The organism is Oscillibacter sp. PEA192, assembly GCF_003574015.1.
GTDB lineage: Bacteria > Bacillota > Clostridia > Oscillospirales > Oscillospiraceae > Oscillibacter > Oscillibacter welbionis.
Genome location: NZ_AP018532.1, coordinates 915,746 through 941,843 on the forward strand (window position 1 = coordinate 915,746; position 26,098 = coordinate 941,843).

Consider the following 26,098-nt stretch of genomic DNA (forward strand, 5'->3'; position numbering starts at 1 on the left):
CGGTTGGAAGCTGTGCCGGAGACAAGCGAAAGCTTGCGGACGGCGATCTGCACCTTGAAAACTGAACAATGTGACAAAAGCAAGTAAGGCAACAGAGAGGTTTCTCTGTGGAAACACAGAGGAAACAAATTGATTGTGGAACAGCATCCGAAAGGATGCAGGGTGACATACAATTTCGATCTTTGTAAAGCCTGCATAATTCTCAAAGAGAACCAAGAATTCTCTGACAAGTCGCTGTGAGAACAGCGATAGGTCAAGCTGGAAAGAGCGCAAGGGGAATGCCTTGGCATCAGGAGCCGAAGAAGGACGTGACAAGCTGCGAAAAGCCTCGGGGAGGAGCAAATATCCATTGATCCGGGGATATCCGAATGGGGCAACCCGGCTGGACAATATCCAGTCATCCTGCGTTGAACAAAATAGGCGTAGGAAGGGAACCGCCTGAACTGAAACATCTAAGTAGGGCGAGGAAGAGACATCAACCGAGATTCCGCAAGTAGTGGCGAGCGAACGCGGAAGAGGCCAAACCGAGGGATTTATTCCTCGGGGTTGCGGACAGTCATTTAGCGGAAGTTATCTAGGAGAAGGGTCTGGGAAGGCCCGCCACAGAGGGTGAGAGCCCCGTATCCGAAAGAGAAGGCCGTGCGACTGAATCCAGAGTACCGCGGGACACGTGAAACCCCGTGGGAAACAGGGGGGACCACCCTCCAAGCCTAAATACTACCTGATGACCGATAGAGGAGCAGTACCGTGAGGGAAAGGTGAAAAGGACCCCGGGAGGGGAGTGAAAGAGAACCTGAAACCTTGTGCTTACAAGCTGTCAAAGCACGTTAACGTGTGATGGCGTACTTTTTGTAGAACGGTCCGGCGAGTTATAGTAACGAGCGAGCTTAAGGCATTCAGTGCCGGAGGCGAAGCGAGAGCGAGTCTGAATAGGGCGTAAAGTTCGTTGCCATAGACCCGAAACCGGGTGACCTACCCATGAGCAGGTTGAAGTGGGGGTGAAACCCCATGGAGGACCGAACCGACCCCCGTTGCAATGGTGGCGGATGACTTGTGGGTAGCGGTGAAATTCCAATCGAACTCGGAGATAGCTGGTTCTCCCCGAAATAGCTTTAGGGCTAGCGTTATGTTAGATTACCGGAGGTAAAGCACTGAATGGTAGCGGGGCCGATAAGGTTACCAACGCCTATCAAACTAAGAATGCCGGCTAATTGATGCATAGCAGTCAGACAGTGTGAGATAAGTTTCATTGTCAAAAGGGAAACAGCCCAGACCTACAGCTAAGGTCCCGAATAGATGCTAAGTGGAAAACGATGTGGAGTTGCGAAAACAACCAGGATGTTGGCTTAGAAGCAGCCACTCATTAAAAGAGTGCGTAATAGCTCACTGGTCGAGTGACTCTGCGCGGAAAATGTAACGGGGCTAAGCATCTAACCGAAGCTTAGGATTGTCGTAAGACAGTGGTAGGGGAGCGTTCCATGTGGGGTGAAGTCGTAGCGAAAGCAGCGGTGGACTGCATGGAAGTGAGAATGCCGGAATGAGTAGCGAGAATTATGTGGGAATCATAATGGCCGAAAATCTAAGGTTTCTTGGGGAAGGTTCGTCCGCCCAAGGTAAGCCGGGAGCTAAGGCGAGGCCGAAAGGCGTAGTCGATGCACATACGGTAGAAATTCCGTAGCCACCGAACTTTAAGTCAGAGGGACACTTTTGGATAGCGGAACCCGGGCGTTGGTTGACCCGGGCGAAAGGGAGCGAAAATATAGTAGCGAAGTCCGCGATGCTGAGAGGCGAGAAAAGCTCTGATGGATACTAAGGTGCCCGTACCGCAAACCGACACAGGTAGATGAGGAGAGAATCCTAAGGCCAACGGGAGAAGGGTTGTTAAGGAACTCGGCAAGTTGACCCCGTAACTTCGGAATAAGGGGAGCCTCGAAAGAGGCCGCAGTGAAAAGGCCCAAGCAACTGTTTACCAAAAACACAGGTCTATGCTAAATCGAAAGATGACGTATATGGGCTGACGCCTGCCCGGTGCCGGAAGGTTAAGAGGAGATGTCAGCGCAAGCGAAGCATTGAATTGAAGCCCCGGTAAACGGCGGCCGTAACTATAACGGTCCTAAGGTAGCGAAATTCCTTGTCAGGTAAGTTCTGACCCGCACGAAAGGCGTAATGATTTGGGCACTGTCTCAACAGCCCGCCCGGCGAAATTGTAGTACTGGTGAAGATACCAGTTACCCGCAACTAGACGGAAAGACCCCATGGAGCTTTACTGCAGCTTAATACTGGAATTCGGTAACCCATGTACAGGATAGGTGGGAGGCTTGGAAGCAGGGGCGTCAGCTCTGTGGAGCCGCCGGTGGGATACCACTCTTGGATTGCTGAATTTCTAACCTGCGGCCGTGAATCCGGTCGGGGGACACTGTTAGGCGGGCAGTTTGACTGGGGCGGTCGCCTCCTAAAGAGTAACGGAGGCGCTCAAAGGTTGGCTCAGCACGGACGGAAATCGTGCAGTGAGTGTAAACGTAAAGCCAGCCTAACTGCGAGACCGACGGGTCGAGCAGTAACGAAAGTTGGAGTTAGTGATCCGGTGGTATGTGAGTGGAAATGCCATCGCTCAACGGATAAAAGCTACCCTGGGGATAACAGGCTGATCTCCCCCAAGCGTCCACAGCGACGGGGAGGTTTGGCACCTCGATGTCGGCTCGTCACATCCTGGGGCTGAATTCGGTCCCAAGGGTTCGGCTGTTCGCCGATTAAAGTGGCACGCGAGCTGGGTTCAGAACGTCGTGAGACAGTTCGGTCCCTATCTGTTGCGGGCGGAAGAGATTTGAAGGGAGCTGTCCTTAGTACGAGAGGACCGGGATGGACGTACCTCTGGTGCACCAGTTGTCCTGCCAAGGGCATAGCTGGGTAGCTAAGTACGGACGAGATAAACGCTGAAAGCATCTAAGCGTGAAACTCCCCCTAAGATGAGATCTCTCACCTCGAAAGAGGGTAAGGGCCCAGGAAGACTACCTGGTAGATAGGCCGGAGGTGGAAGTGCAGTAATGTATGGAGCTGACCGGTACTAATAGCCCGAGGGCTTGACCTACGAGAAAGCAGGCGAGCCTGAAAGCAGCGTCACATTGTTCGGTTTTGAGGGTGCAGGGAAGCATGCTCAAGGGATTTGCACCTTTAGCTCAGTTGGTAGAGCAACTGACTCTTAATCAGTGGGTCCCCGGTTCGAGTCCGTGAAGGTGCACCATGGCCCGTTGGTCAAGTGGTTAAGACAGCGGCCTCTCACGCCGTTAACATCGGTTCGAATCCGGTACGGGTCACCAGACTTTTCAAGGGCGAAAGTTCTTGACAAGGGAAGCGAAATACAATATAATACAGTTTGTTCTCCGGCAAGACCGGATGACATAGAGTTGGTGCTGATTAGGGCGAGGGTCCACCCGTTCCCATTCCGAACACGGCAGTTAAGCTCGTTCCTGCTGACAATACTTGGCTGGCGACGGCCCGGGAAGATAGGTAGCGCCAACACTGAGAGGCCACATCGTTTGATGTGGCCTTTTTTCGTCGCATGGGAGGCATCGTTTTGCAATATCATCAAGTGGTCAAAGGAAGATTTCTACGGCGGCCCAACCGTTTTATCGCTCATGTGGAGACAGAAGACGGGCTGCAGATCTGCCATGTAAAAAACACCGGACGCTGCCGGGAGCTGCTGGTGCCGGGAGCAGCGGTCTATCTGGAAAAGGCCGCAAATTCTGCGAGAAAGACAGCGTATGACCTTATCGCCGTGGAGAAAGGGGCCTTGCTGATCAATATGGATGCGCAGGCCCCAAATCGTGCTTTTCAGGAGTGGGCCGCCCAAGGACATTTCCTGCCAGATCTAAAGTCCATTCAACCGGAATATCATTATGGAGAGTCCCGTCTGGACTTTGCGCTGACAACAGAAGACGGGCTGCACCTGGTGGAAGTCAAGGGTGTTACCCTGGAGGAAAACGGTGTTGTCCGATTTCCGGACGCGCCGACAGAACGGGGCGTGAAGCATATTCACGAGTTACAGCGGGCTGTCCGGGAGGGACTGGGCGCTACCCTGTTTTTTGTGATCCAGATGCACGGCGTGGATCGCTTCTCTCCCAACGACGCCACCCATCCGGCCTTCGGTGCGGCCCTTCGGGAGGCAGCTGCCTGGGGTGTCCAAGTGTACGCCTATGACTGCCTGGTGACGCCGGACAGTTTGACTATCCACCAGCCGGTGCCGGTGGTATTATAAGGGAGCGGCAATATGGGATTTTTGGAATTGCTGTTGATCGGCGTGGGGCTCTCGATGGACGCCTTTGCTGTAGCGGTGTGCCAGGGACTCTGTATGCCAAAACTGAATCTGCGCTATGCGGCTGTGATTGCGCTGTTTTTTGGCGGATTTCAGGCGCTGATGCCCTATGCCGGCTGGCTGCTGGGCGCCCAATTTGCCGGGTATATCCAACATCTGGACCACTGGCTGGCTTTTTTTCTGCTGGCATTCATCGGCGGTAAGATGGTGTGGGAGTCTTTGAAAGGGGAGGCGGAGGAGACGGCCTGTGCGGTGAGTGTGACGCTGGATTATAAGCAGCTGCTGCTGATGGCGGTGGCTACCAGCATCGACGCATTGGCTGTTGGGGTCACGTTTGCATTTTTGAACGTGGACATCCTGCCTGCTGTGACGGTCATCGGCTGCACGACTTTTGTGATCTCCCTGGCGGGTGTGGTGATCGGGACCTTTTTCGGCGCCCGCCTTCAGCGCTGGGCGGAGATCGCCGGCGGTGTGATCCTGATCCTTCTGGGTGGAAAGATTCTTCTGGAGCACCTGGGGATCCTGTAAGCGCCTATAAAAAACAGCGAAGTGGAAAACGCCCCGGGCCATTTGGCCCGGGGCGCTGGTTATCTTATGAAATCTCAGCAGCAGGGATTGGGATTGCAGCCGCAGTTGTTGTTGCAGCCACAGCCGCAGCCGTTGCCGCCCCAGCTGCCGTTGCCGCAGCAGCACCAAATGATGATCAGCAGAATGATGATCCAGCAGCAGTTGCCGCCGCCAAAGCCGTTATTGCACATACCGGAACCTCCTATGAAATCGTAGACCGACCGAACCGGTCTCAATCCATAGTATGCCGGACCGGCAAAGGGGTTCCGGTTTTATTTCCGGCCGCTGGTGACGAGTGCGTCGGCCGCCTGTTTCTCCCGCACGGTGAAGACGCCCTTGTCCATCAGCGTGTCTCCCAGTGTCTGCCTGCTGCCGGACACCGCGGCATCCAGCGCGTAGTAGGAGACGTATGCGAGATCCGCACGGAGGAACGTGCCGCCCTGCAGGGCGGCCAGCTCGCCCTCCGTGATGACGCCATTGGTCAAGGCATTGGTCAGTGTGCCGGAGAGGTCCTTGTTGTCCGCGGAGCTGTATCCCAGTGCCCGGAGGATGAACTCCATGTATTGGCTGGCTGTCACCGTCTGGCTGGGCCGGAAGGTGGTGGCGGAGTATCCGTTGGTGTAGCCCTTGCTGTATGCGTAGCCCACGTATTTCTCGCTCTGGGTCCCGGAGGTGATGTCCGTGAAGGGAGTGGAGCCGGTGTAGGCCAGCGCATCATTCTCCTCGCCCAGGACGCGGATGAACATGATGAGGGCTTGCAGGCGGGTAGGGGCGACCTCCAGGTCATATCCATCTCCGTAGCCGGTGAAGCTGCCTTGAAACAGGTGCATGGTCTTGAGCGCGACAGCAATGGCGTTGTAGTCCGTGTTGGTGGAGTAGCTGAAGGCGTAGGGGCCCTGATAATCCACAACCGCCGTCTTGGAGGTGACGGTAAACACGGCGGTGGTTTCCTCAGCCACCAGATACCGGTGGCTGGCTGTAAGGGCACTGCCACTGGTAACGGTGGTCCCTGTGGTGACATCCACCACAGCGCCGGAGTTGAACGTGACCTGCATACCGCCCGCCAGCAACAGGACGCCCGTGCCGGTGGAGCCGGTCAGGGCGTCGCCTGCCTTCAGACGGGTCTCCATCCACGTGGCGGCCCCGCCGTCGGAAGGAGCCGCGTCTCCGTTCAGCAGCGCTTGGTCAGAGGCGTCCAGTTTTTCCTCCACCCGCTGGTCTACCGCATCGGTGAAAGTGCCGGTGAGATAGGAGAGGGAGGCCAGCGGATCGGAGGCACCGCCGGCCGCGGCCAAGGCGTACACAACGGTGACGGTAAGTAAGAGGCAGACGGTGATGAGGGCAGTCTTGGTCTTCCTTGTCATAGATGATTCCCTTCCACGCTGGAGCGTCAGCGGTTGGCGATGCGGTAACTGAGGGTCAGGAGGCTGTCTGCGAAGTGAATGTTCTCAAACTGCACATCCGGGAGCTGACTGCTGAGCTCAATGTTGGTAAAGTTCCAAAAGCCCTTGACGCCCAGATTGATGAGGTGGCTGGCGGTGTCCTGGGCCACGGACTGGGGAATGGTCAGCACCACCACGTCCACCGGGTGGTCCTGTAGGAAGTGATCTAGCTCGGACATGGCGTATACCGGCACATTATTCACCACAGTCCCGATCACGGCGGGGGAGACATCAAAGGCTGCGTCCACCGTAAACCCACTCTGGGAGAATGGGAAGTTCTGCAGCAGTGCGTGGCCCAGATTGCCAACGCCGATCATGATGAGGTGGTGGTTGTTGTCCACGCCCAGGATATGACCGATCTCGGCCCGCAGTTCTTCTACATTGTAGCCGTAGCCCTGCTGGCCGAACTCACCGAAACAGCTGAAATCCTGGCGGATCTGAGAGGCGGTGATGTTCATCTCCTGCCCCAGGGAGTGTGAGGAGATGCGCACGACGCCGCGGTTGCAGAGGTCTGTGAGCTGGCGGTAATATCTGGGCAGACGCCGTATCACGGCGTCGGAGATGTTTTCCTTTCGCATATAAGTCACTCCTTGCTATTTGTTAAATCATTCTCAATTAAGTTTAGACCAAAATCAGGGACTTGTCAATTTTTTTAACAATCTTTTTAAGAAAAATTTTTTCAAGAAAAGCTTTACAAAGCGGAAAAATGTTGGTATACTAAATAAGCTGTTTGAAGAAGATGTTGATGTATGCGCCTGTAGCGCAGTTGGATAGCGCGTCAGACTCCGACATTTCAGGCTCGTTCAGTTGAGAGATGGCGCAAAGCGTTGGGAGTCTTTGGTTTTAACGGGCAGAGAGAAAAAATTCTGTTTCCGTTGACTACTATTTGACTACCAATTTTGAAAATCCCGTGTTATAATAGAACATAGTTTAGGTATGCGCCCGTGGCGCAGTTGGATAGCGCGTCAGACTCCGACTCTGAAGGCCGCTGGTTCGAATCCAGTCGGGCGTACCACGTGCAAAGAGGCACTCGAATTTCGAGTGCCTCTTTGCTTTTATCAATCAGAGGTGATGAACTATGGAGAAACCCATCATCGGGGTAACGCCCCTGTGGGACGAGGAAAAGAAGTCCTACTGGATGCTGCCGGGGTATCTGGAAGGAGTGAAGGAAGCCGGTGCCATCCCCGTCATCCTGCCGCTGACAACCAATGGGGCGGATATTGCCCAGCTCGCGGATCTCTGCGATGGTTTTCTCTTTACTGGTGGGCAGGATGTCGATCCCCAGCTGTACGGGGAGGCCATGGAGCCCTTCTGCGGCGAGCTGTGCCCTGCCCGGGACGCTCTGGAGCAGGAGTTACTCCGACAGGCTTTGGAGCGGGACAAGCCCATCCTGGGCATCTGCCGGGGTATTCAGTTCCTAAATGCAGCCTTGGGCGGAACCCTTTATCAGGACCTGCCCACGGAGCACCCGTCAGAGATCGGGCATTCCATGAAGCCGCCCTACGACCGGATGGCCCACACGGTGCATATATGGCCGATGACGCCTCTGGCCTCTCTGCTGGGAAAGACGGAACTGGAGGTGAACAGCTGTCACCACCAGGCGATCAGGAGTTTAGCCCCCAGTCTCGTAGAAATGGCCCGCAGCACAGATGACCTCATCGAGGCGATGTATCTGCCCGGCAAGACCTTTGTCTGGGGCGTCCAGTGGCATCCGGAGATGTCCCTGCAGGAAGAGTCCAGCAGGAAAATTTTTGAGGCGTTTGTCGGGGCTGTCCAACAAAAATGAGCTGCCATCGAAGAATTACCCCCCGTCCAAAGGACGGGGGATTTCTTTCTGTTGCCGCTTTCACTCAGCCAGAGGAAACCTCCGCGGCTCCGCCACACACTGGTACAGCACAGCGTCGCAGTTCCGGTAAATGATATACTTCAGCCGGTTGCTCGGGGGTCCATTCCGCCGGAAGGTCACGATGGCCTCGTTCTGTTGCCAGCCGATCCCCAGGTTATACGATCCGCACCAGGCGCAGTGGTTGACGGGGATCTGCGGCTGTTTCGTTTCTCTGTATTTCATCAAATCTCCAGTCCCTCCTGCAGAACCTGACTGGCCGCTTTCTTGTTCTTATTAAATGCGTGTGTGTAGATGTCCAGCGTAGTGGAGGGCTGACTGTGGCGCCCAGCAGTCCCGCCACTGTGGCTACGTCGGCCCCGCCCGCGATCAGGAGGCTGGCGTTGGTGTGCCGCAGGGAGTGGACGTTCAGGGCAGGGGGCAGGCCGTGCTTCTTTAAGATCAGCTTGAACCGCCAGGCGAAGGTGGAGGGCGTCATGGGGAGCCGGTCTCCGTGACGGCGGAAGATATAGTCCGTATCCTCTAATTCCCGCCCATCATACGTTTCCGTCTCCCAGGCGCACTCCCGCTGGAACTCCTGCAGCAGGGACACCATCTCCAGAGAGAAGTAAACATACCGGCCTCCGGCCACAGTCTTTGTCTCCTTGGCGATGATATCCTCGCCGGTGACCTTTACCACATTCTGCTGGATGTGAATGGACCGCTCATCCCAGTTGATGTCGCCCCACTGCAACCCGCAGCATTCGCCCCGGCGCATCCCGGTGGCGATGATGAGCTTGAAGTAGGTCTCGTACTTGAGGTTCCCCTCCTCCAGTACGGCAATGAGCTGCTGGGCGGTGGCCTCGCCAGCGATCACCTTCTCTTTCTTTTTCCCGGTATAGTGGTATGTCCGCCAAGCCGGGGTATGGTCCAGAAAGCCGCCCTCCATGGCATCTGAGAGGATCGTACACAGCGTTGCGTGTACACCCTCCACAGTGCACTCGGAGAGCGGCTTTCACGTTCTTTGATTCTTCACTTTCCGAAGACCGGAGTGGAGCTGCCGGAAATACTCCGGCCGAAGTTCCGTCAGCTTGTAGTGCCCTAGGACTGGCAGGAAGCAATCAATGTCCTGCCGGTCCCTGGCCGGGGTAGGCTTGGTCAGCTTGCCGGGAGCGATCTCACGGAGCCACAGCTCCGTGTACTTCGCCAGTGTAATACTCCACTCCACTTCTTCCTGAGGAAGCGACCTGCAACACTTGACAAAAACTGCCGAAAGCATATTGCTTTCATAAACGTCAAATACGGGAGGATATAAAAGATTTCATTGATCTGGCGAGCCGGTTGAACCGAGCTGTGTGAGCCTGACCACTATTTGCAAAAAGGCCCGGAGCCATTGCATCGCAATGGCTCCGGGCCTTTTTGCAAATGACGAGAAACTTGTACAAATTCACTGAAATCCTTGCATTGCGGAGGCTTTCTTGCTTTTAACGCTTATCAGTATTTTGACAGAGAATTGGCTTTTTGACCAGTTCCAGCGTTCAACGGAATTTGCGGAGAACGCTGTCGCAAGATCGTCCCAATATATGGAGTAATAGACAAGATGTTGTTAAATGGTATCAAAATAATCCGTGGATCCGGGTTGCCCATCAGAGGTCAGCAAAAGCAGGCAACCAAAAAAATTCTGAAAATTATGGTAAGGAGAATCAAACACACCGCCGAACCTTTCACGCATTTTTTCAATCCGGTACACGACTGTATTTCGATGTACATGCAGTTCCTGGGCCGTCAAAGCCAAGCTCTGTCCGTTTTTCAGATAGATAAACAATGTTTTTACATAGTCGGACTGATTGTCTATATCGTATGCCATCAGATTACGCAAAAAAGCACTGACATAGTCCGTCCGCTGTTCTGCGGGGATCGAGGCAGCAAGCCGCCAAAGCCTGTAGTCATCATATTGGGCGATCCTGGCATCACTCCCGGAGATCCTGGCCATTTTTTCTGCCATGGCAGCCTGATTAAAGTAACGCCGGATCTCATACAGGTCTGAGAATGTATCACTGATACCGGCGCACAGATCATGCTCTGACAGGTATCCCTCCAACTGCTGCAATCCGTCCTGCGGAATTTGCCTGCTTTTTCCGCACTCCACCAGTAAGACCACATATTCTCGGAAAAACAGGGACCACGCCTTTGGAAAGATCGTTCCCAAACGTGCCTTGAAATGCCGCTCTCCGGAGACTCGAGAAGAAAACGCGTGCATATTGATACCGATCAGGGAATAAGGACCGGCCTGCTCGAAAACTGTTCCCAAAATTCTCTGGAGAAAAAGCGCACGATTGGCAAAGCCTTCATTCAGTATGCTGGATAGCAGCATTTCTGCGGAGTCATGCTGGTGGCTAAGCCTGATTGCCTGTTCGATGGTAAGCTCCTTTACCAAAACGCCTGCCACGAGATCGTAGATCTCCCCAGGGACCGCATCAAAAGCGGTATGGTATTCCAGCACGGAAAGATACCCGATGGTCAGAGAGTTGGAGATCAGAGGACATATTCGCCTCCGATGGGGCCCCCAGTCATCAAAGATTTGAAAGGGCAGCGGAGTTCCCCGCATACTCTCCACCCCATGGAGCATAGCCGCATATTCAAAAAGACAGTATCCTCGCTTCTTTCCGGCAGTCCACACCTCATCCTGAACATCAGTGGTATCAGAATATGATACCGTGTAGTAGTTCTTGTCAAACACTGCAATGGGATTTTTCAGCACCTCCGCTGCCCGATCTACCAGCAGATCCATATTGTTGTAATGAAATGAAAAGCTCAGAAATTCTTGGATCGTCTCATAGTCAATTTTGCACATTTTGCACAGTTTCACCTTTCCTCTGTAGAATGGGTTTATTCTATGAGTACAAATCCAGCCATCAAATTGATACCATTGTAACATTGAGTCCCTTTTTTCGCAATGCTAAATTATTTACAGAGGATACTAATTTGAGAGGTCCTAACAAAACCAGCCATCAAAAAATGACATTAAGAGGGAGGGATTTTTTCAAATGCGGACAATTCGCATCGGTTCTGGCGCAGGCTTCAGCAATGATCGGGTAGAACCCGGAATTGAATTGCTTGAGAAGGGACAGCTGGACTATTTCTGCTTGGAGTGTCTGGCAGAACGGACCATAGCCATTGCACAAAAGGAGAAAAATCTAGACCCCAACATTGGTTACAATCCTTATCTCGCATATCGTATGAAGAAGATCCTGCCTATCGCCGCGGAAAAACATGTGAAAGTCATTACCAACATGGGTGGCGCAAATGTTCAGAAAGCTGTTGAAAAAACCGCAGAGATTGCCAGAAGTGCAGGAATCTCCGGCCTAAAAATTGTAGGTGTGCTGGGAGATGACATTTTTGACCGTTTGGACCGGTACGCGGACTACCCCATTTTTGAAACTGGTGAGCGGCTTGGCGATTTGAAGAACAAAGTGGCCGCCAACGCCTATCTGGGCTGCGCCGGCATCGTGCAGGCTCTTAAGGACGGTGCAGATATCGTCATCACAGGCCGCTGCTCCGATCCCGCGCTGTTTCTCGGGCCGCTGGTATACGAGTTCAACTGGCCCATGGATAACTATGATCTGATGGGCAAGGGGACTGTTGTGGGACATCTTCTGGAGTGCTCCGGACAGGTCAGCGGCGGTAACTTCTGCGTGCCCGGATATAAGGATGTAGAAGATCTGTGGCATCTGGGGTTTCCCTATGCGGATGTCAGTGAGGACGGCACCATCGAGATCTCCAAGTTGGAGGGGACCGGCGGACGCGTAGACGTGCAGACCTGCTCAGAGCAACTGATTTACGAGATCCACGATCCCTCCAGCTACTATACGCCAGACTGTGTGGCGGACTTCTCCCAAGTCGCCTTTGAACAGGTCGGAAAGGACCGTGTTCGGGTAACAGGCGCTACCGGCCGCCCCCGGACCGACACGCTGAAAGTCAGTGTGGGATACAAAGACGGGTACATCGGGAGCTGCGGACTGAGCTTCGGAGGCCCCAAGTGTTTTGAACGGATGGTACTGGCTGTTCAGACCATGGAGAAGATCATTGAGACCTACTACCATCCTGCAGAGCACCGGGTGGATATTATCGGCTACAACTCCCTGTATCCCCGGGACCTGTCGGAGGGGTTCCCCGGCGGAGCCGAGCCGCTGGAGCTGCGGATGCGGGTTGCCGTACGCGATGCCGAAAAAGAGATGCTCACCATGATCTTCAATGAGGTGGATGCCTTTACTATTGACGGCCCCGCCAACTGCGGCGGTATGGAACGCCATATCACGGAGCTGGTCGCGGTGTTGTCTGTCCTGGTGCCTCGTGAAGATATCGAGATCTCTTATGTGGAGGAGGTTTTGTAAGATGAAGCTGCTGGAAATCGCACACTCCCGAACCGGCGATAAAGGCGATATCTCCAATATTTCTGTCATCGCCTACGATATGAAGGATTACGAGTTCATCAAAGAAAAAGTCACGGTTGAGCTGGTAGCCAAGGTATTTGCCGGATACTGCCGCGGGACAGTCACCCGGTATGAGCTACCCAAGATCGGCGCGCTGAATTTCGTCCTGACCAAAACCCTGGGTGGCGGTGTGACCCGCAGCCTGCGGCTGGATACCCACGGGAAGTGCCTTTGCTCCTATTTGCTGGATGTGGAACTGGATAACGTGTGAATGGAGGGCCAGCTATGAACAAACCAACCTATACCATCAAACCGCTGTACCTGGGCGAGATGACCAGGTATGAAAAATCCATGCACACATTCACCTTTGACTATGGTGTCAAGATGCACTCTCCCTATCTGGCCTTTTTGGTACAGGGTGATGGGAAGAACATTCTGGTGGACACCGGCCCCAAAAATCTGGAGGTCATTAAAAGATATCACAGCCATGTGGAGGCAGACGTGCCCCCAGAGGTTCACCTGCTCAAGGTCTTGGAAAAGCACGGACTGAAACCGGAAGATATTGACTTCATCATCTGCACGCATCTGCATTGGGACCACTGCCAGAACAATGACTGCTTCCCCAGCAAAAAAGTCTATACCCAGAAGCGGGAAGTCCTGTATGCCATCAATCCTGTGGAACTACACTGGTATACCTACGAGTCTCCGCAGTGCGGATTGACACCTGTCTGGGCTTCTGCCGGCACGAAGCTGGTTGTCCTGGACGGCGATGAAGAGATTATTCCCGGCATCGAAGTGTTCTTGACTCCCGGACACACTCCCGGTTCTCAGTGCGTACGTGTCAACACAGAGGATGGCTATTATCTCATTGCCGGCGACACAGTCAATATTTATGAAAACTGGGAAGGCAATGCCAAATACCACCATGTGCCTGCAGGTATCCATGTAGACCTGAGAGAGTATGAAGAGACCTTCAAAAAGATGGATAAGATCGATTTCAAGGTCATCCTTCCAGGTCATGATATGAAGGTGCTGGAGCACAGCGTATATCCCTACTGAGGAGGAGAACCATATGCTTACAACCTACAAGATTTTTCCCATATATCTGGGGGAAATTCCAGTACATGATAAGTCCAGCTTTACTTATATGGTGGATCCCGGCGTCAAAATGACTTGTCCATTCATCTCCTTTTTGCTTCTGGGCAGCAACGGTAGAAAAATCCTGGTGGACACCGGCCCCTGCGATGCCGAATGGGGTGCCAAGTATCATATGCCCCTAAATATTCCGGACGGGTGTGAGATCGTGGAGGTTCTGAGGAGAGACTTTGACCTTGCGCCGGGGGATTTGGACTATATCATCAACACCCATCTCCACTGGGACCACAGCTGCGGCAACCACAAGTTTCCTGGCAAAAAGATCTATGTACAGGCATCGGAATTGGAATATGCACTGGATCCACTGCCCATCCACCGTGCCACCTACGAATCTCCGCAATACGGTGTGGTGTCTAGCTGGATGCGAGCTAGGGATCAGCTGGTCACCGTGGACGGAGATACTGAGATTGATGACGGCATCCGCCTGATTTTGCTACCCGGTCATTCTGACGGTATCCAGGGTGTACTGGTCTCCACGGAGAACGGCCCGTATCTGCTGGCAGGCGACTGCATCAACCTGTATCAGAACTGGGAGGGCAACGGAAAGCTCCGGCACATCATCGGCGGGCTGCATTCCGATGTAAAAGCATATTTCAAGACCTATGAGAAAATAGAGGCGCTGGAACAGACAGAACATATCAAGATCATCCCTGGTCACGATGTACACGTACTGGATCACAAAGTCTATCCTGTATCCGTCGAGGAGGGTTCTGAATGAATATCCTGTTTTTATTATTGGCCATTGCACTGTTCATTGCGCTGGTTCTGAAAAATGTTCCCATCGTCATCGCCACGATCCTGTCCTCTATCTTTCTCTTGCTGACACAGCAGATGGACTTGTATGATGGAATTACCGCCACATACATGACAGGCTTTGGAGACTACGTAAGAGATTTCTTCCTATTATTTATGCTGGGTGCACTCTTTGGAAAGCTGGTGGAGATCAGCGGCGCGGCCAACAGCATCTCTACATTTATCTTCCGAGCCTTTGGAGATCGCTTTGCAATCATCGGCCTGATCATCATGGGCATTATCTTAACATTGGGCGGGGTCAACCTGTTTGTGGCCATGTTTACCATGTACCCCCTGGCCATGGCTATGTTCCGCAGGGCAGACATCCCCCGCAAGTTCTTTGCTGCCGCTTATTTTGTGGGCTGTGTCGGTGCGACGATGACCGCGCCCTTCACACCGTCTATCCAGAACGCGACACCCACTGTCTATCTTGGCACCACAGTGGCCGCCGCCGCTGTTCCGGGCATGATCTCTACTGTGTTGAAGCTGGTGTTTTGCACTGCTTATGTGATGTGGGTCGTCAAACGGGCCAAGAATCGCGGGGAACACTTTGAAGAGCTGGAGGGAGAGGCTCCCGCCACTGAGGTGGGTAAGGAAAGCTCTGGCCCCTCCGTGCTGGCATCTGTGCTGCCCATGCTGGTGATCCTGCTGGTGCTGAATGTGGCCAAGCAGCCCATTGTCACCTCCTTGCTGGCTGGTATTGTGGCAGCATTTGTGTTCTACTTCAAGCATATGCCCCACAGCCTGAAGGAGATCAGCGCCGAGGTGCAGGACAGTGTGTTCTCTGGGCTGAAGACGATTTCCATTACTGCCGCCGCAGCGGGCTACGGTGCTGTGGTCGCCGCGACACCGGCTTTCCAGGAAATTACAGACTTTGTCCTCAATCTGGACGGCAATCCCCTGCTGATCGCCGGCATTGCCACCATGCTGATGGCGGGAGTTATGAACTCCTCCTCCGGCAGTATGGCCATTGTCTGTCCCATCCTGGGTGAGAGGTTCCTGGCCATGGGTGTCAACGCCGAGGCGCTGCACCGGGTGATCGTGGTTGCATCCAGCACTCTGGATTCCACTCCGCAAAGCGGCTTTGTGTGCAATATCCTCAACCACAGCCACACCACTCATCGACAGGGCTACTGGCACGTCTGCGTGGTGTCCGTCATTGCGCCTATTGTTGAAACATTGCTGCTGATCCCTCTATGTGCAATGTTCGGCCTGGCATAACAAAAAATTGCGGCCTGGAATATCCAGGCCGCAACACATATCACAAGAGGTACAATATGATAAGAAAAGAAATCATTGGTGTTTACGGAACGGGTACCATTGGCTCCGGTCAGGCTACCTTGACTACAGGTAATGGGTATGCAGTTGTGGTAGTTGGACACTCCGCCAGAGGAATCAGCCGCTGCAAACGCGCAATTGAGCATAACTGGGATGATCTTATTGCCGAGGGTCTAGCGTCCGAAGAAAATAAGGCGGCAGCAATGAATCTGCTGATCTTTTCCGATGAATTGGAGGCGCTGAAGGACTGCACCTTTATTCTGGAAGCGGTATCGGAAGACCCGGATGTCAAGCGGGAGGTCTATGCTAAGATTGCCTCCATCTGCAGGCCGGATACTATTTTTGCATCGTGTACGTCTTCCATGGACGCGGACCAACTCGCAGCTGATATTCCCAATCCCGACCGCTTTCTGATTGCCCACCCATTTCAGCCGGTTCATCTGCAGCCGCTGGTGGAATTGGTGGGATGCAAGGCAACGAGCCCCTCTACGCTGCGGCGGGCCAAGGCGTTGATGGACTCTCTGCACCGGCAGACAATAATCCTCAACCACAGCGTTCCCGGGTTCATAGTCAATCGGCTGGCTCAGGCTCTGTATAGGGAATGCATTGACCTCATTGAGCGGGGAGTTGCGGAACCAGCCGATATCGACAGAGCTGTACGTTACGCCGTGGGTATGCGGTATGCATCCATTGGCCTGCTGGAATATTTCGATGCCGTCGGATATGAATTGGAGGCAGCCATCGCCGGAAATATCTATCCCACATTGTGCAATGCGAGATCTGTGCAGCAACTTGTGGCAGATGGAATTGCTTTCGGAAAAACTGGGCAAAAAGCCCGACAGGGTCTGTACATCTGGTCGGAGTCTGATCTGGAAGATTTTCGTGATCGCCTGCAACGCCCGTTTTTCACCCAGGTAAGAGAATGGGAGCTCCCAACTGGCACTTCTGACCAGTAAATCGTACAGTGTCATACGAAGACCACTATCCGGAAAACACCCGGAGTCATTGTGTTGCAACGGCTCTGGGTATTTTTGGAAATTTGGCAATTTTCCTAAAAAATGGCCAAAACCCACAAAATACCTAGGGCCCAACGACTTCCTGCTTGATCGCTTGATAACCCCATCTCTGTAGGCTATTGACCCAAATTTGGCTAAGCGTACCAAAACCGCCGAAAGCAATTTGCTTTCGGCGGTTTTTACGTTATAGAAGTTTCATATTTTGCGGTAGGGCGTTGGTACTTCTACAGCCCTCTATTCCGCCGGAGGAAACCTCCACGGCTCCGCCACATACTGGTACAGAACCGCACCGCAGTTCCGGCAGATCACATACTTCAGCCGGTTGCCCAGGAGTCCGTTCCGCCGGAAGGTCACGATGGCCTCATTTTGCTGCCAGCCGATCCCCAGGTCATACGATCCGCACCAGGCGCAATGGTTGACGGGAATCTGCGGCTGTTTTTCCTCTCTGTAGATCATTATATCTCCAACCCCTCCTGCAGCACCTGACTGGCTGCCTTTTTGTTCTTATCGAAAGCGTGTGTATAGATGTCCAGCGTGGTGGACGGCTGACTGTGGCCCAGCAGGCCCGCTACGGTGGCCACGTCGGCCCCGCCGGCGATCAGCAGACTGGCGTTGGTGTGGCGCAGGGAGTGGACATTCAGGGCAGAGGGCAGACCATGCTTCTTCAGAATCAGCTTGAACCGCCAGGTGAAAGTGGAGGGCGTCATGGGGAGCCGCTCTCCATGGCGGCGGAAGATGTAGTCTGAAGTCTCCAATTCCCTCCCATCATACGTCTCCGTTTCCCAGGCACACTCCCGCTGGAACTCTTTCAGCAGGGACTCCATCTCCAGTGAGAAGTACACGTATCGGTCCCCGGCCACAGTCTTTGTTTCCTTGACGATAATGTCCTCGCCGGTGACCTTTACCACATTCCGCTGGATGTGGATGGACCGCTCGTGCCAGTTGATGTCACCCCACTGCAGGCCACAGCACTCGCCACGACGCATCCCGGTTGCGATGATGAGTTTGAAGTAGGTCTCGTACTTGAGACTCTCTTCCTCCAGGGCGGAGATGATCCTTTGCAGGGTTTCCAGATCTGCGATCTTCTTTTCCGTTTTCCTCCCCGCATAGCGGTATGTCCGCCAGGCGGGGTTGTGATTCAGAAAGCCGCCCTCCATGGCATCGGAGAGGATCGTACACAGCGTTGCGTGTACGCCCTCCACGGTATGCTCGGAGAGCGGCCTTCCAGTTTCAAGGCTGATGACCTTTCGCAGATCCGCATAGAAGTTACGGAAGTGCTCGGGGCGGAGTTCTGCCAACTTGTAGTGCCCCAGAATCGGCAGGAAGCGGTCAATGTCCTGCCGGTCACGGGCCAGGGTGGACTTGGCCAACTTGCCGGGGGCGATCTCCCGGAGCCACAGCTCCGTGTACTTCGCCAGTGTGATGCTCCGATCCACTTCCTCCTGGGGAAGTGACCTGCACTCCCGCTCGAACAGGACCGCCTGCTCCTTCAACCATTTTTCCCGCTGTTTTGGGGTCAGACCCTCCGGTGGATGAACGGTTTTCTGCTTGGGCCTGATGCGATTGCCCTCGTAGTCATAGCCCATAGAGACCACCAGCAGGTAGCTGCTGCCCCGTTTTCGGATACTTGCCATGTTGTGTTGACCTCTCTTTCGCTGGCCTCACTCCAGTTGAGGCCGGTTTTGCAAACACAACATACCGCAAGTGGGGAAGTAAAGCTATTGAAACTTCCTGGAAAGAACATTTTCTACGAAAGCAACAATCAGGCGCTGCGGGATTTGGCGGGACACGCGGCGGCCAGATTGAACAGGACTTCGCCCTCCGGGCGGAGCATGGCGCGCATGGCCCCGGCGGCCTGCTCTTTCTGCTCCTGCTGCGGATGGCAGTAGGTGCGCTCCAGAAAGCCCGTGTCCGCGTGCCCTACCAGATCCGCCACTGTCTGCTTGTCCACGCCGGAGTGGAGCAGGGAGGTCACATAGTAATGGCGAAGCGTGTGCAGGTGATATTCCTTTGGAAATCCAATGGACTCATAGATTTTCCGCAGCCGTTTGGTGAAGGTATCCGGGTGAATGAGCTGCCCGAGGGCATCCGTGAAGAGATAGGGACCAAGTTCCCGATGCGCCAGCCGGGCTTCCAGCTGTTTCCGCCGGCGGTAGCTCAAAAAGATTCCTCGGATATCAGATGAGAGAACGATCTCACGGTTGCGGCCGTTCTTAGTAGAGCCTTCCACGACACCTTTTCCAGGGACAACGCTGCGGGAGCGGCTGATGGTCAGGAGCAGACCGCCTCTGCTGAACTTGAAATCCTCCCACTTGAGGGCGCACAGCTCCCCCCGGCGGCAGCCGGTACACATGGAGAGCAGATAGAACATCCGGTAGTGCCGAGGCTCCTTTGCCAGAGCATCCAGCAGTTTCTGAATCTCCACGGGGGAGGGAATGTACTGTGTAGTGCGGCGTGTTAGAGGCAGATCGATCATCCGGGCCGGGTTCTTCTGGATGATCTCATTCCGCTTGGCGTCGCTAAGGACAGCGGAGACCACAGTCAGGTATTTCTGCACCGTGGCCTCCCCAATGGGCTTGCCACGGTATTTCCGCTTCCGCAGTTCTACCAGCATATTCTCCAGAGCAATCGGCCGTAGCCGGTTCAACTGGATGGCCCCGATAAAGGGATACACCCTTCCAAGCATCCGCCGATAGCTCTCCAACGTGCTGGGGGCATACCGGACCTGCCGGGCTAGCCACCGTTCGGCGTACTCCTGAAAGGGCAGATTCCCGTCCTCGCTGTAACCAGATTTGAACTGCCGTTACAGTTCTTCCGCCTCGTGAGCCACATACTGCCGGATATCGCGCTTGGGAATGCTCTCCGGCACCCGGATAGTCTTGGCCCTGCAGATGTAGATAATCTTCTCTCGGATTCGGAACTCACGTTCCATGATCTCTTTCGTGTATTTCAATTCGTGGAGCCGGTCGTCCCGGCACTTCATGCCCTGGGGTGTGGTGTAGGTAATGGACTTCCGAGTGGCCGACCATCGAACTTGATACCCCTCGCTCTCCATCAGGGAGATGAAGTCTTCCCTGGTAGATGCGAACCGCATACATTGGTCGATGGCATTCATGAGTCGGAATTTCCAGCTCTCGCCCTTGGCGGCAGAGCGATACTCCCGGGTGTCCATCCACTTCTGCTGGACCTGCTTCTGCGGAGGTGGAAGGATCGACAGATGGTGGGCGGCGCAGATCTCATCGTTGGCCAGCCGATGGGCCTGCAGGTCGGCGGCACTCTGGTGGAGCTTGCGGCCGTTCTGGAAGCTGACACTGTTTACGATCAGGTGGCTGTACAGAATGTCGGTGTCGATGTGAGTCGCCACCAGCACCTCGAAGTCTGGAAACTTCCGCTGGGCCAACTCCAAGCCAATAGCATGTGCCTCCTGGGGCGTCAGGCCATCCGTTGCCGCAAAGAATTGGACGAAGTGGTAGTACTGCCAGCCATCTGTTTTAACGAACCGCTCCTTGGTGAGCTGTATCTCCTGCCACGCCGTCGGGGCAGTACAGTTCCAGCCTGACACCAGCCGATGTCCTTCCCACAGCGTTTTTTCGTCCTGTCGGATGTACTGAAGCACTCCGGCGAGCGCGCCCCGGCCACCGCCCCGGTTCTTGATGGTGGTGAAGGTAGCCATCTCAGTTCACCTCCCGCAGCAGATGGCAGAGCTGCCCACAGATCGCTTCGTACTTGTCCGCTAAGGCGTCGCCGCGCAGAATCGTGACCTTGCCCATGTTGGCCAGGGTGGTGAGCTGGTTCAGGTTCCGCCCCTGAGCCTTCAGCTCGGAGAGCACCTTGTCCAGCCCCTCCACCTGCACGATCTCCTTACCCAGGCCGCAGAGGCACAGGCAATCGGTGACGGTTTTGTTTACGCTTTTCGCACGCGCCTGGATGACGGCCTTTGTCCGGGGGCGTCACTCGGAGCGTGATGATTTCCGTTTTCTTTTCTCTCGGCATTCGTACTCCTTTCAAACTTTCGCCCCAACCAAACGAAAGTCCAGCGAAGCGGGTTTCGTTTGGAGAGGAGACACAGCGGAATGAATGCGCCCTGCCGCTCGCGGCGGGGCAAATGATATGGAGCTTGTGTCGACGAAGGGGCTGGGGGCGGGGCAGGGCCCCGAAACTGCGGCCGGTGTATAGCCCCGGACGCGATGCTTGCCCTCCCATATGGGAGGTTTTTCCCTGCCGGAGCTGTGAACACCACACCCAGCAAATTATTCATATGGGTCGATGGTGACGATCTTTTCGGTAGCGAGATCATCGACACCATCGACACTTTTCAGGCAGATGAGTCTGCCTCTGCTCCACCTGCGAAATGACACGACGATGCCACTGTTCCTTAGAGCCCCAATGTTTTTCCAAATTTGATGGGAGAGGCTGTTGCGTGTTAGCCCTTCGAGGTCGGCAGGATCAATCTTTTCCAGCAGCGCCTTGGCAGAGACACAGATCTCCGATTGTTCCCATAGCAAGGCGGAGAGAAGAAAGACAATCCGACTATTGGACGGTTCCGCTTCCGCTCAGTTGTCCCTGAGCAGATTCCAGATGTGACTTTTACCATCGAACTCCAGGAATAGCTCCCGGTAGATGATGTCCCGGCCGGTACAGTAGAGGGTGGCGGCGTTCTCTCCCCGCCTGCGCTTGCGGAGCACGAAGTTGGAGCCTGTGGCGCCACTCAAGCCTGTGATGCCGGAGATCATGTCCATAGGGTCGTCATCATTCAGCTTCCGCAGGTGATGGATCAACAAGACGGCAATGTAGTGCCGGTCTGCCAGATCTTTGAGGACACCGATGTCCTGGTAGTAGGGATTTGTTTTGTTCCCAGCCGCGCGAATGCGCTGGAGGGTATCGATGACTACCAGACCAATAGCCGGATGCACTTTGAGAAACTACGCGATCTGTTCCACCAGTCCGCTGTGGAGCTGCTCCGCCATCATGGCGAAGTGCAGCGACGGAGGCGTGAGATCAAAGAGCAAGCTCTGGATACGCTGGAAGCTGTCTTCCAGGTAGAGGTAGAGACTTCACACGGGTATATAGCGAAGCTCCAGAGCGATTTGCCCTGTGCGGCACAGAGACATATCTACAGGGCCAGCCGGGACTTGCCGATCTTCGGTGCTCCTGCCAGCAGGTGGAGCCCCTGGGGCAGCAGGTCTCCTCCACGACGAACCAGAGGGGCATGGGGAATGATCTGCTGGGTATCTGCATTAATGGTATTCATTTTTTTCATCCGAAAATCTCCCTTTCCCCAAAATAAAGGCGCGGATCGACGGCCATCGATCCACGCCCTCTACACCAGAGAAAATGTCTTGAGTCTGAACAACCCTGGGAATATCCCCCTGGGAGAATTGATAGCAGAGGCACTGAACATCTCTCCGGAGGAGTACCATGAGCTGCAGCAGATGCTGGATAGGGCAATGACAGCATGGACCGCTATGAGGAAGATCACTGGATACGGGATTGGTTCGATGCCAACGAGGAGATGATCCTGCTCCATGACGCCCTGTGCTGCCGCCAGATATTTCGACTGATCCAAGAGAAGGATGAGATCCTATCAGAAGCGAGAACATTCCCGGAGCAGAATTCTCTTTTCCCAGAAGAAGATCTGGAACTCGGAGAACGGGACAGAGAGGGCCTGGCCGCAATCGGAGCATATAAAGACTACTTGGAGTACCCAGAGGACTATGGTGGGGAAGATCACATCGTCTATCAATTTGGCGATGAGTATTATACTTCGTCTGTTCCTCGAACGCCGATACCGCCGGAGTCACCGGAAAAGACGAGGGCGCTGTTGGTTGCCTATGGGCAGCTGAACGTGAAGTGGGCCGCCTATAAAAAATATTGTATGAACTACAAAAGACTCCTGGAAGACATCGCGTCGGTCTGTCAGACACTTCGGGCGTTCGTTCGTATGGGATTCTCGTCGCTGGAAAAGCTGACGCCCAATAACTATGTGGCATCACTGCATGAATTTTTGTTTCATGAGCGAGCCCATAAGTGGGTTACAAATCCCGCGGAAGGGACCGGATTTTACACCTACATGGATGACGTGCGGATTCATCTTCGCCTCCAGGAAACGGCTCCTGGCTCCGGCGCATTCAAAGTCTACGAGTACTAGTTGGCAGACCTCCTCCAGACCATGATGAAGCTGGATTTCTATAAGGCACTGGAGGCCGGGCACCTAATCCGCAGGTGTGAGAACGGTGGACGGTATTTTCTGCTGTAAAAAGGTTACCACATCAGATATTGCGACCTGCCCAACTCCACCAACCCCAAGTACACCTGCGCCCAGCTGGGCTACCGGATCAGAGGCGTCAAGGAGGAGGCGGAGGACAGTTCGCTGTCCCAGGATCTTTACCACTGCTATCAGCGGATCGACAAGGGTTGGTCCCGAGGTGCCATTACAGCGGAGGAGCGAAAGCTGCTGCGAGAGAAAGCACAAGAGATTTACCGCGTAGCAAGAACAAAACCGAGTATGTTCTATGAGGCATTTAACACATCTCTGTCTAATAAGAAACTGTATCCGCTCTGTGCCGTTCAGTGAAAAAGCAGATCCAGAGGAAGAAAAAGAACGTTGATCTTTCATCTTGGAAGGAAGTGGGCGGTGGCCTGTGACAAACGAGGAACTGTATCAGAAATGTCGGAGCGGTGACTCCACCGCCTTTGAATAGCTCCACAGACAGGTGGAAAACTTCATCCGAAGCATTGCTCTGGATGCGGCTAGGCATTTTGAATGTACAGACACTGCAGCGACATTGCTGATAGAAGCTCTATGTGCCGAAGGAAACCTGGAGTTGTGGGATTGGATTCAGGTCGGCAGCCATGATAAGCATGCGGGAAATTAACCACCTATCTCAACCCCTTTTGCGGGGAAGAATGTACTGCTATCTGAAGACTAATTTGGGCGTCATAGCTTTGAGCAAGGATGAGATGGAACGTGTACGACTACCCCAGAAACTCTGCCATGCGGAGGGAAAGACCATCGACGAGATCGCGACACTGTTATATATCTCCGGGATGTCAGCCGCAAGACTGGTCGGATACCATATCCATTTCCTATCTGTATTTGATTTGTAGAGGGAAGGCGAGGAGGGTGATCCATTTGAGTAACTAGAGGAGCATGAGCAAGGAACGTCTGTGGAGCAGATCGTCTACCAAAAGGTGCACCTGGAACTGCTGGAGCTACTGCTCTGCTTGCTAAGCGTCAAAAACCGCTCTATTCTGGGCCACACCTTCGGGGGTATACGGCTATGAACAGCTGTCTGCTGATGAAAACTGGGCCTGCAGGAGATGCTCTCCTCCGATAACATGACAAAGGCGAGAAAGACAGTCTTGGGGCACCTGCGCCAACGCTGTCCCGGAAGTGATCTCCACCGCTGGCGCAGGGCCTTCCGGCTGATGAGGAATGCGAGGGCAGGAGATTCCACTGCCTGTCTATCCTATCCGGTGTGGTGGGGGAAATAATCCATCCGTGAAGATGATTCGGAAACCTTCTTGCCGACTCCCACAGCCGTCTGCATCGGTCTTGGGATTGAAGTTACTGTTGCCGTCGTAGACACACAGGTAGGGATACTGACAATAAGGGAGAGGTGGAGCCACGCGGCTCCGCATCCTTTTATATTTAGCTTTTTTTGTTAAGCACCATCTGATTTTGTTGTAGATCGGCCATCCGGAGAAGCAGGGCATGACGTTCCATGGGCTGGCCATCTGGATGAACTACAACGGCCCCAGTGGAGTGGAAAGGGCATTCAAGCGTGTTATCCCAAAACTGAAACAACACGTCCACGGCGGAGTGTGGCCGGACATCCAGAGACCTCTCCAGAAGGCACAGCAGGAGTTCTGTTACTGCACGCCACAAGAGACATGGATCAAATAACAGTGGAATCTCGATATAAGAGTCAAGGTCTAGTTGTTTTGCACGGAAGTCAATCCTAGAGACTGCCTTGGTACATTTGTGGAAAAACTTTGAGCCGAGCAGGCATTGGCAGAGAGACGTTGGCGCCATTGGTATTGTGTATTATATAGGACGGTTGCGCTCTGCTCCATGTAATTTGTCCGGTGTTTTATGGCTGTGGGACAGGTGCTTCATCATCTTCAGGCGATCCTATTTTTTTGCGGGGGTGTAAACAAGAACTCTACATGGTTATCAGAATAGGCAGCATAGGTGTGGTCCTGCTTGGGGAGCCCTTGCAGCATTGTCATTTATTGTAAACAATGGATTGTAAAATTTGTGCGTTGATGTTAAAATATAACTAACACATTGGTGAGAACAATACACTTTTTGTTCAAATATGCAGCGGCTGGCGATATTTCTTTGCGGTCAGTAGATGAATCAAGTGTTTTGCTGTGGAGCACCAAAGTGAAACTACAGGCCAATTTGGCATGGGATTATCAGAAAGGAGAGAAAACGGAATGGAGTCCATGAATGAGGAGAAAGAACTGTTGGAACACGTGATGAAGCTGATGGCAGAGCATTTCGGGAAAAATTGCGAGATCGTGCTTCATGATTTTATGGCGCCTGACAACCATACAATCATCGGAATTGAAAATGGGGAGGTAACGGGCCGGGAGATTGGCGGATGCGTTACGAATCTGGGCTTGGAGATCCTCAACGGAAAACCGGCGGAGGATGCATTCAATTATGCCACCTATGCTGAAAATGGGCATCTTCTGCGGTCTTCCTCCATCTATTTTCACAACAGCGCTGGACAGCCCATCGGTTCCCTGTGCATCAACACGGATATTACGGATACCACGTATTTTGAAAAGATGCTGCGGGAATACAACAATACCCACGACTATGAAAACAGGGAAGATGCTTCTCCGAAGGAGGTCTTCATGCCGGACGTCCATGAGCTGCTGAATCGCCTGATCGACCAGTGCATCCAAAAATATGGAAAGCCTCCGAAGCTCCTGACCAAAGAGGAAAAAATTCAGTTTATCGCGGATCTGGATATGAAGGGGGCCTTTGTGATCACGAAGGCCAGCGATCGCGTCTACTCGCTGCTTGGGATTTCCCGATACACATTCTATACATATCTGGAGCAGGGGAGGAAAATGCGTGGGGAAAGCCGGACTCCTGTAGAATAAAATGTTTGTCTAAAAGACACATTTTTTGTCTTGACATAGAACGGATTATTGTGTTAAAAAACAATCAAACTTAAAACGCAGAAATAAGAACAACGGTAGAGACGAATCCGATCATGTTTTCCTCTCAAAATTGAGAGTTTATTTCTGCGAATTTTTTTACC

Annotated in this window: 24 protein-coding genes, 3 tRNA genes, 2 rRNA genes and 2 pseudogenes; 17 read left to right on the forward strand and 14 right to left on the reverse strand. The window is 53.6% G+C overall.

Annotation, left to right across the window (positions count from 1 at the left end; all coding sequences use genetic code 11):
- The first annotated feature begins 251 nt into the window (after positions 1–251).
- The 6 genes from DN611_RS04445 (at position 252) to DN611_RS04470 (ending at position 4,840) form a co-directional block, all read left to right on the forward strand.
- Positions 252–3,088: ribosomal RNA gene (locus tag DN611_RS04445) — 23S ribosomal RNA — on the forward strand.
- 77 nt (positions 3,089–3,165) lie between these two features.
- A tRNA-Lys gene (locus DN611_RS04450) sits at positions 3,166–3,241 on the forward strand.
- A 1-nt stretch (position 3,242) separates the two neighbouring features.
- A tRNA-Glu gene (locus DN611_RS04455) sits at positions 3,243–3,317 on the forward strand.
- Between the two features lie 86 nt (positions 3,318–3,403).
- Positions 3,404–3,519 (forward strand): 5S ribosomal RNA (gene rrf / locus DN611_RS04460).
- 55 nt (positions 3,520–3,574) lie between these two features.
- Positions 3,575–4,255, forward strand: a complete 681-nt coding sequence (gene sfsA, locus DN611_RS04465) for a DNA/RNA nuclease SfsA (RefSeq protein WP_025543746.1) — start codon at positions 3,575–3,577, stop codon at positions 4,253–4,255.
- Between the two features lie 12 nt (positions 4,256–4,267).
- On the forward strand, positions 4,268–4,840 hold the full coding sequence (locus tag DN611_RS04470; RefSeq protein ID WP_021750400.1) for a manganese efflux pump MntP: 573 nt from the start codon (positions 4,268–4,270) through the stop codon (positions 4,838–4,840).
- Between the two features lie 74 nt (positions 4,841–4,914).
- Here the strand turns inward: DN611_RS04470 and DN611_RS16790 are convergent, their stop codons facing one another.
- The 3 genes from DN611_RS16790 to DN611_RS04480 form a co-directional block, all read right to left on the reverse strand.
- Positions 4,915–5,070 (reverse strand): hypothetical protein, encoded by a 156-nt coding sequence (locus DN611_RS16790; RefSeq protein WP_170180093.1) that lies wholly within the window; start codon positions 5,068–5,070, stop codon positions 4,915–4,917.
- 81 nt (positions 5,071–5,151) lie between these two features.
- Complete coding sequence (locus DN611_RS04475; RefSeq protein WP_119310743.1) at positions 5,152–6,243, reverse strand: S-layer homology domain-containing protein; 1,092 nt, start codon at positions 6,241–6,243, stop codon at positions 5,152–5,154.
- Positions 6,244–6,269: 26 nt separating this feature from the next.
- Positions 6,270–6,899: a redox-sensing transcriptional repressor Rex gene (locus DN611_RS04480; protein ID WP_021750403.1), complete on the reverse strand. Its 630-nt coding sequence runs from the start codon at positions 6,897–6,899 to the stop codon at positions 6,270–6,272.
- Between the two features lie 360 nt (positions 6,900–7,259).
- Here DN611_RS04480 and DN611_RS04485 point away from each other — a divergent pair.
- Positions 7,260–7,336 (forward strand) — tRNA-Arg (locus DN611_RS04485).
- Positions 7,337–7,399: 63 nt separating this feature from the next.
- Positions 7,400–8,107 (forward strand): gamma-glutamyl-gamma-aminobutyrate hydrolase family protein, encoded by a 708-nt coding sequence (locus tag DN611_RS04490; protein ID WP_119310744.1) that lies wholly within the window; start codon positions 7,400–7,402, stop codon positions 8,105–8,107.
- A gap of 60 nt (positions 8,108–8,167) precedes the next feature.
- Here DN611_RS04490 and DN611_RS04495 read toward each other — a convergent pair whose 3' ends face one another.
- The 4 genes from DN611_RS04495 to DN611_RS04510 all read right to left on the reverse strand — a co-directional run bounded on the left by DN611_RS04495 (position 8,168) and on the right by DN611_RS04510 (position 11,012).
- Positions 8,168–8,389, reverse strand: a complete 222-nt coding sequence (locus DN611_RS04495) for a hypothetical protein (protein ID WP_119310745.1) — start codon at positions 8,387–8,389, stop codon at positions 8,168–8,170.
- Positions 8,322–9,137, reverse strand: coding sequence for a site-specific integrase (locus tag DN611_RS04500; protein WP_136891613.1), 816 nt, complete (start codon positions 9,135–9,137; stop codon positions 8,322–8,324). Before DN611_RS04500 ends, DN611_RS04495 begins: the two co-directional genes overlap by 68 nt.
- Before the next feature lie 21 nt (positions 9,138–9,158).
- Positions 9,159–9,371 carry a hypothetical protein gene (locus DN611_RS04505; protein ID WP_136891614.1) on the reverse strand — a complete coding sequence of 71 codons (213 nt, stop codon included), beginning with the start codon at positions 9,369–9,371 and terminating at the stop codon, positions 9,159–9,161.
- Between the two features lie 378 nt (positions 9,372–9,749).
- The gene (locus tag DN611_RS04510; protein WP_160117405.1) at positions 9,750–11,012 is read right to left on the reverse strand and encodes a PucR family transcriptional regulator; all 1,263 of its coding nucleotides are present in this window, start codon (positions 11,010–11,012) and stop codon (positions 9,750–9,752) included.
- Positions 11,013–11,190: 178 nt separating this feature from the next.
- Between DN611_RS04510 and DN611_RS04515 the strand changes: the two genes are divergently transcribed.
- Genes DN611_RS04515 through DN611_RS04540 form a run of 6 tightly spaced genes read left to right on the forward strand, consistent with a single transcriptional unit; the run spans position 11,191 to position 16,757 of the window.
- Positions 11,191–12,537: an acyclic terpene utilization AtuA family protein gene (locus DN611_RS04515; protein WP_119310749.1), complete on the forward strand. Its 1,347-nt coding sequence runs from the start codon at positions 11,191–11,193 to the stop codon at positions 12,535–12,537.
- 1 nt (position 12,538) lies between these two features.
- On the forward strand, positions 12,539–12,847 hold the full coding sequence (locus tag DN611_RS04520) for an AtuA-related protein (RefSeq protein ID WP_119310750.1): 309 nt from the start codon (positions 12,539–12,541) through the stop codon (positions 12,845–12,847).
- A gap of 14 nt (positions 12,848–12,861) precedes the next feature.
- On the forward strand, positions 12,862–13,635 hold the full coding sequence (locus tag DN611_RS04525; protein ID WP_119310751.1) for an N-acyl homoserine lactonase family protein: 774 nt from the start codon (positions 12,862–12,864) through the stop codon (positions 13,633–13,635).
- A gap of 13 nt (positions 13,636–13,648) precedes the next feature.
- Entirely contained in the window at positions 13,649–14,449 is an 801-nt protein-coding gene (locus tag DN611_RS04530) for an N-acyl homoserine lactonase family protein (protein ID WP_119310752.1), read from the forward strand.
- Positions 14,446–15,744 carry a GntP family permease gene (locus tag DN611_RS04535; protein ID WP_119310753.1) on the forward strand — a complete coding sequence of 433 codons (1,299 nt, stop codon included), beginning with the start codon at positions 14,446–14,448 and terminating at the stop codon, positions 15,742–15,744. Before DN611_RS04530 ends, DN611_RS04535 begins: the two co-directional genes overlap by 4 nt.
- 56 nt (positions 15,745–15,800) lie before the next feature.
- Complete coding sequence (locus DN611_RS04540; protein WP_158629817.1) at positions 15,801–16,757, forward strand: 3-hydroxyacyl-CoA dehydrogenase family protein; 957 nt, start codon at positions 15,801–15,803, stop codon at positions 16,755–16,757.
- A 294-nt stretch (positions 16,758–17,051) separates the two neighbouring features.
- Here DN611_RS04540 and DN611_RS04545 read toward each other — a convergent pair whose 3' ends face one another.
- The 7 genes and pseudogenes from DN611_RS04545 to DN611_RS16635 all read right to left on the reverse strand — a co-directional run bounded on the left by DN611_RS04545 (position 17,052) and on the right by DN611_RS16635 (position 22,077).
- On the reverse strand, positions 17,052–17,273 hold the full coding sequence (locus DN611_RS04545; RefSeq protein ID WP_119310755.1) for a hypothetical protein: 222 nt from the start codon (positions 17,271–17,273) through the stop codon (positions 17,052–17,054).
- Positions 17,273–18,451, reverse strand: coding sequence for a tyrosine-type recombinase/integrase (locus DN611_RS04550; protein WP_119310756.1), 1,179 nt, complete (start codon positions 18,449–18,451; stop codon positions 17,273–17,275). Before DN611_RS04550 ends, DN611_RS04545 begins: the two co-directional genes overlap by 1 nt.
- Positions 18,452–18,579: 128 nt before the next feature.
- Positions 18,580–19,503, reverse strand: coding sequence for a tyrosine-type recombinase/integrase (locus tag DN611_RS04555; protein ID WP_136891615.1), 924 nt, complete (start codon positions 19,501–19,503; stop codon positions 18,580–18,582).
- Between the two features lie 117 nt (positions 19,504–19,620).
- On the reverse strand, positions 19,621–20,490 hold the full coding sequence (locus tag DN611_RS04560) for a relaxase/mobilization nuclease domain-containing protein (RefSeq protein WP_119310758.1): 870 nt from the start codon (positions 20,488–20,490) through the stop codon (positions 19,621–19,623).
- 1 nt (position 20,491) lies between these two features.
- A pseudogene (locus tag DN611_RS16850) lies at positions 20,492–20,752 on the reverse strand (plasmid mobilization protein); the annotation flags it as partial.
- Positions 20,753–21,370: 618 nt separating this feature from the next.
- Positions 21,371–21,730 carry a hypothetical protein gene (locus tag DN611_RS04570; protein WP_025543725.1) on the reverse strand — a complete coding sequence of 120 codons (360 nt, stop codon included), beginning with the start codon at positions 21,728–21,730 and terminating at the stop codon, positions 21,371–21,373.
- A gap of 200 nt (positions 21,731–21,930) precedes the next feature.
- Complete coding sequence (locus tag DN611_RS16635; RefSeq protein ID WP_155979257.1) at positions 21,931–22,077, reverse strand: hypothetical protein; 147 nt, start codon at positions 22,075–22,077, stop codon at positions 21,931–21,933.
- A gap of 195 nt (positions 22,078–22,272) precedes the next feature.
- Here DN611_RS16635 and DN611_RS04580 point away from each other — a divergent pair, with 195 nt between their 5' ends.
- The 3 genes and pseudogenes from DN611_RS04580 (at position 22,273) to DN611_RS04595 (ending at position 25,937) form a co-directional block, all read left to right on the forward strand.
- Complete coding sequence (locus DN611_RS04580; RefSeq protein ID WP_036626896.1) at positions 22,273–22,965, forward strand: hypothetical protein; 693 nt, start codon at positions 22,273–22,275, stop codon at positions 22,963–22,965.
- Positions 22,966–23,391, forward strand: a pseudogene (locus tag DN611_RS17240) (DUF6076 domain-containing protein).
- A 1,868-nt stretch (positions 23,392–25,259) separates the two neighbouring features.
- Complete coding sequence (locus tag DN611_RS04595; protein ID WP_158629821.1) at positions 25,260–25,937, forward strand: helix-turn-helix transcriptional regulator; 678 nt, start codon at positions 25,260–25,262, stop codon at positions 25,935–25,937.
- The last annotated feature ends 161 nt before the right edge of the window (positions 25,938–26,098 follow it).

What these genes read in the sequence shown, in the direction of transcription:
- DN611_RS04560 (WP_119310758.1), bottom strand. Translation starts at nt 20,490, where the DNA reads ATGGCTACCTTCACCACCATCAAGAACCGGGGCGGTGGCCGGGGCGCG.
- DN611_RS16790 (WP_170180093.1), bottom strand. Translation starts at nt 5,070, where the DNA reads ATGTGCAATAACGGCTTTGGCGGCGGCAACTGCTGCTGGATCATCATT.
- DN611_RS04470 (WP_021750400.1), top strand. Translation starts at nt 4,268, where the DNA reads ATGGGATTTTTGGAATTGCTGTTGATCGGCGTGGGGCTCTCGATGGAC.
- DN611_RS04475 (WP_119310743.1), bottom strand. Translation starts at nt 6,243, where the DNA reads ATGACAAGGAAGACCAAGACTGCCCTCATCACCGTCTGCCTCTTACTT.
- DN611_RS04525 (WP_119310751.1), top strand. Translation starts at nt 12,862, where the DNA reads ATGAACAAACCAACCTATACCATCAAACCGCTGTACCTGGGCGAGATG.
- DN611_RS04555 (WP_136891615.1), bottom strand. Translation starts at nt 19,503, where the DNA reads ATGCTTGGAAGGGTGTATCCCTTTATCGGGGCCATCCAGTTGAACCGG.
- DN611_RS04580 (WP_036626896.1), top strand. Translation starts at nt 22,273, where the DNA reads ATGGACCGCTATGAGGAAGATCACTGGATACGGGATTGGTTCGATGCC.
- DN611_RS04515 (WP_119310749.1), top strand. Translation starts at nt 11,191, where the DNA reads ATGCGGACAATTCGCATCGGTTCTGGCGCAGGCTTCAGCAATGATCGG.
- DN611_RS04535 (WP_119310753.1), top strand. Translation starts at nt 14,446, where the DNA reads ATGAATATCCTGTTTTTATTATTGGCCATTGCACTGTTCATTGCGCTG.
- DN611_RS04490 (WP_119310744.1), top strand. Translation starts at nt 7,400, where the DNA reads ATGGAGAAACCCATCATCGGGGTAACGCCCCTGTGGGACGAGGAAAAG.
- DN611_RS04520 (WP_119310750.1), top strand. Translation starts at nt 12,539, where the DNA reads ATGAAGCTGCTGGAAATCGCACACTCCCGAACCGGCGATAAAGGCGAT.
- DN611_RS04540 (WP_158629817.1), top strand. Translation starts at nt 15,801, where the DNA reads ATGATAAGAAAAGAAATCATTGGTGTTTACGGAACGGGTACCATTGGC.
- DN611_RS16635 (WP_155979257.1), bottom strand. Translation starts at nt 22,077, where the DNA reads ATGAAAAAAATGAATACCATTAATGCAGATACCCAGCAGATCATTCCC.
- DN611_RS04530 (WP_119310752.1), top strand. Translation starts at nt 13,649, where the DNA reads ATGCTTACAACCTACAAGATTTTTCCCATATATCTGGGGGAAATTCCA.
- DN611_RS04495 (WP_119310745.1), bottom strand. Translation starts at nt 8,389, where the DNA reads ATGAAATACAGAGAAACGAAACAGCCGCAGATCCCCGTCAACCACTGC.
- DN611_RS04550 (WP_119310756.1), bottom strand. Translation starts at nt 18,451, where the DNA reads ATGGCAAGTATCCGAAAACGGGGCAGCAGCTACCTGCTGGTGGTCTCT.
- DN611_RS04545 (WP_119310755.1), bottom strand. Translation starts at nt 17,273, where the DNA reads ATGATCTACAGAGAGGAAAAACAGCCGCAGATTCCCGTCAACCATTGC.
- DN611_RS04480 (WP_021750403.1), bottom strand. Translation starts at nt 6,899, where the DNA reads ATGCGAAAGGAAAACATCTCCGACGCCGTGATACGGCGTCTGCCCAGA.
- DN611_RS04595 (WP_158629821.1), top strand. Translation starts at nt 25,260, where the DNA reads ATGGAGTCCATGAATGAGGAGAAAGAACTGTTGGAACACGTGATGAAG.